Origin of the sequence: Rhodococcus sp. (in: high G+C Gram-positive bacteria) (assembly GCF_049299235.1) — a bacterium.
In the GTDB taxonomy this organism is placed as follows: Bacteria; Actinomycetota; Actinomycetes; order Mycobacteriales; family Mycobacteriaceae; genus Rhodococcus.
The window spans coordinates 1-2880 of sequence record NZ_JBAQXC010000345.1 but is presented as its reverse complement, the minus strand read 5'-3'; the positions used below and the strand labels follow the sequence as shown (position 1 = coordinate 2880).

Here is a 2880-nt window from a genome sequence, read left to right as displayed (position 1 = left end):
CACCGTGGCTCGGCCCGGTGGTGGTGCTCGCCGCGCTGGCGCTGTCGGTGCTGTTCGTGCGGCACTGCGTCACACGTTTCGACGGGGTGAACGGCGACGTGCTCGGCGCAGCACTCGAAGGCACGGTCGCGGCCGTCGCGATTGCGCTCGGCGCCGCGACCTGACACGTGCCCCGACCACACCCGGTGACGGTCGCGACCGGGGCGTCGTCGACGTACCGGGTTTCGCCGTCCTACTGCGGTCCGCGCAGGGTGGTCATCCAACCGTGCGTATCGGCGAACGTACCCCGCTGAATGCCGGTGAGGGTGTCGCGCAGCGCCATCGTGACCTGGCCGGGCTCCCCGCCTGCCACGGTGAACTCGCCGCTCGCGTCCTTGACGCTGCCGACCGGGGTGATGACCGCGGCGGTACCACACGCGAACACCTCGGTGATCTCGCCGGATGCTGCCTTCTCACGCCACTCGTCGGTGCTGATCCGACGCTCCTCGACGGACAGCCCGGAGTCCGTCGCGAGGGTCAGCAGCGACTCTCGGGTGATGCCCGGCAGCAACGACCCGGAGAGTTCGGGGGTGACCAGCCGGGCGTCGGCACCGGACCCGTACACGAAGTACAGGTTCATGCCGCCCATCTCCTCGACGTACTTGCGTTCGATCGCGTCGAGCCACACCACCTGGTCGCAGCCCTGCTCGGCGGCATGGGCCTGCGCAACGAGCGACGCGGCATAATTGCCCGCGAACTTCGCGGCACCGGTGCCTCCCGGAGCGGCCCGCACGTATTCGCTGGACAGCCACACACTGACCGGCTTGACGCCACGCGGGAAGTACGCGCCTGCCGGGGACGCGATGAGCAGAAACTTGTATTCCTTCGAGGGGCGGACACCGAGAGCCGGTTCGGTGGCGAACATGAACGGGCGCAGATACAGCGACTCCTCACCACCGGCCGCGGGCACCCAGGAGTGGTCGACCTCGAGCAGTTCGACGATCGCGCGCCGGAACAGTTCCTCAGGCAGCGCCGGCATGGCGAGCCGCTCCGCGGACCGGTTGAGCCGTGCCGCATTCGCACCCACCCGGAACGACGAGATCGACCCGTCGGCCTGCCGATACGCCTTCAACCCCTCGAAGATGGCCTGGCCGTAATGCAGAACCATCGCCGCCGGGTCCAGTTGGATCGGACCGTATGGCTCGACCGTCGCGGTATGCCAGCCGGTGCCCTCGGTGTACGTGATCGTCACCATGTGGTCGGTGAAGAAATTCCCGAAGCCCGGATTCGACAGGACCTCCTGCCGACGCTCGGGAGTCGTCGGCGAAGGATGCGGGACGTGGGCGAATTCGAGGACACCGGTCATGAACGTCGATCCTAACGAACCCCGGGGCGCACCTACTTGGTGTGGTCCGCGACGAACGGGGGCGCGACCACTTCGGCCCGCAACGACCTGCCCCGGACATCGACAGCGATCAGGTCGCCGGCGACAAGGCCCGCGGCGGTGTCGATCAGTGCCAGCGCGATACCCACCTTGAGGGTCGGTGAGAACGTTCCGGACGTCGTCTCCCCCACCGGCGCCCCGTCATGCAGGACCGTCTGGCCCTGCCGCAAAACACCGCGGTCGAGGGCGCGCAGACCCCACAGCCGACGTGCGGGTCCGGTCTGCTTCTCCGCGAGCAGCGCGTTCCTGCCCCAGAACTCCGGCTTGTTCCAGCCGACGGCCCAGCCGCAGCGTGCCTGCAGCGGCGAGATCGTCGTCGACAGTTCGTGCCCGTGCAGGGGGTAGCCCATCTCGGTTCGGAGCGTGTCGCGGGCGCCGAGACCGGCGACCTGACCGCCGCCGGCCTGCACCGCGGTCACGAGGGCGCGGAACAGCGTCTCGGCGTCGGCCCAGCGCGGCAACAGCTCGAAACCGCGTTCGCCGCTGTAGCCGCTGCGGCACACGCGCACCGGCACACCGTTCCATTCGGCATCGACGAACGCCATGTACCCGATGTCGGTGGGCAGCCCCAGCCCGGCGAGGACGTCGACGGCCTTCGGTCCCTGCACCGCGAACACGGCGTGCTCCCGGTGCTGATCCGTCACCGTGACGCCGTCGGGCGCATCGGCGGCAAGCGCCGCGACGACCGCGGCGGTGTTCGCGGCGTTCGGAACGAGGAACAGTTCGTCGTCCGACACGTAGTAGGCAATGAGGTCGTCGGTGACTCCCCCGGATTCGGTGCAACACAGCGTGTACTGGGCCTTGCCCGGCCCGATCTTCGACAGGTCGTTGGTGAGCGTCGAGTTCACGAACCGCGCGGCGCCCGGACCCGCGACCAGTGCCTTGCCGAGGTGACTCACGTCGAACAGACCGACACTCTCCCGGACCGCGGTGTGTTCGGCGACCGTTCCCGCATAGGAGACCGGCATCTCCCACCCACCGAACGGAGCGAAGGTCGCACCGAGTTCGACGTGGACGGCGTGGATCGGGCCCTGCTGGAGTTGCTGGTCGCTCATGGCCCACGACGGTATCCCACTCGGCGGGACGGGACCGCCTCCACGGCACAGGTCCGGGCGATCACTAGCATCGACGCAACGACACCTATCGCATAGGAGATGCCCGTGAGTGCTATCGCTCCCACCCTCCCGGAACTCGTTCTCACCGGGTCCGTCTCGAAACGAGCCGATGTCCTCGTGATCGGACTCACGTCCGGAAGCGACGGCCCCGAGGCGCTGCTCGGCGACGGACTCGTCGACGAGTCCGTGCTCGCCGACCTGCTCGACACCGCGATCGCGGTGGGCGCCACCGGTAAGTCGGAGGAACTGATCCGGGTGCCCGCCCCGGCCGCGTTGGCCGTGACCAGCGTGCTGGCGGTCGGTCTCGGTGCGGCGGACCAGATCGACGCCGAGCAGGTGCGC

4 protein-coding genes are annotated in these 2880 nt (G+C 68.9%); 2 read left to right on the top strand and 2 right to left on the bottom strand.

The window, feature by feature from the left end; genetic code table 11:
- Positions 1 to 164, top strand: a 164-nt coding sequence (locus WAX14_RS21415) for an adenosylcobinamide-GDP ribazoletransferase (protein WP_422630056.1), incomplete at its 5' end; no start/stop codon positions are given.
- A gap of 68 nt (positions 165 to 232) precedes the next feature.
- On the opposite strand, the gene WAX14_RS21410 is transcribed toward WAX14_RS21415, so the two are convergent.
- Both WAX14_RS21410 and gcvT read right to left on the bottom strand, forming a co-directional pair.
- Positions 233 to 1345: a branched-chain amino acid aminotransferase gene (locus tag WAX14_RS21410; protein ID WP_422630055.1), complete on the bottom strand. Its 1113-nt coding sequence runs from the start codon at positions 1343 to 1345 to the stop codon at positions 233 to 235.
- A 32-nt stretch (positions 1346 to 1377) separates the two neighbouring features.
- On the bottom strand, positions 1378 to 2478 hold the full coding sequence (gcvT, locus tag WAX14_RS21405; protein WP_422630054.1) for a glycine cleavage system aminomethyltransferase GcvT: 1101 nt from the start codon (positions 2476 to 2478) through the stop codon (positions 1378 to 1380).
- 99 nt (positions 2479 to 2577) lie between these two features.
- On the opposite strand from gcvT, the gene WAX14_RS21400 reads away from it, so the two are divergent.
- The coding region (locus tag WAX14_RS21400) for a M17 family peptidase N-terminal domain-containing protein (RefSeq protein WP_422630053.1) at positions 2578 to 2880 on the top strand (303 nt) is incomplete at its 3' end.

Bases quoted from the DNA above. Each gene is read 5' to 3' on its own strand.
- WAX14_RS21410 (WP_422630055.1), bottom strand. From the start codon at position 1,345: ATGACCGGTGTCCTCGAATTCGCCCACGTCCCGCATCCTTCGCCGACG.
- gcvT (WP_422630054.1), bottom strand. From the start codon at position 2,478: ATGAGCGACCAGCAACTCCAGCAGGGCCCGATCCACGCCGTCCACGTC.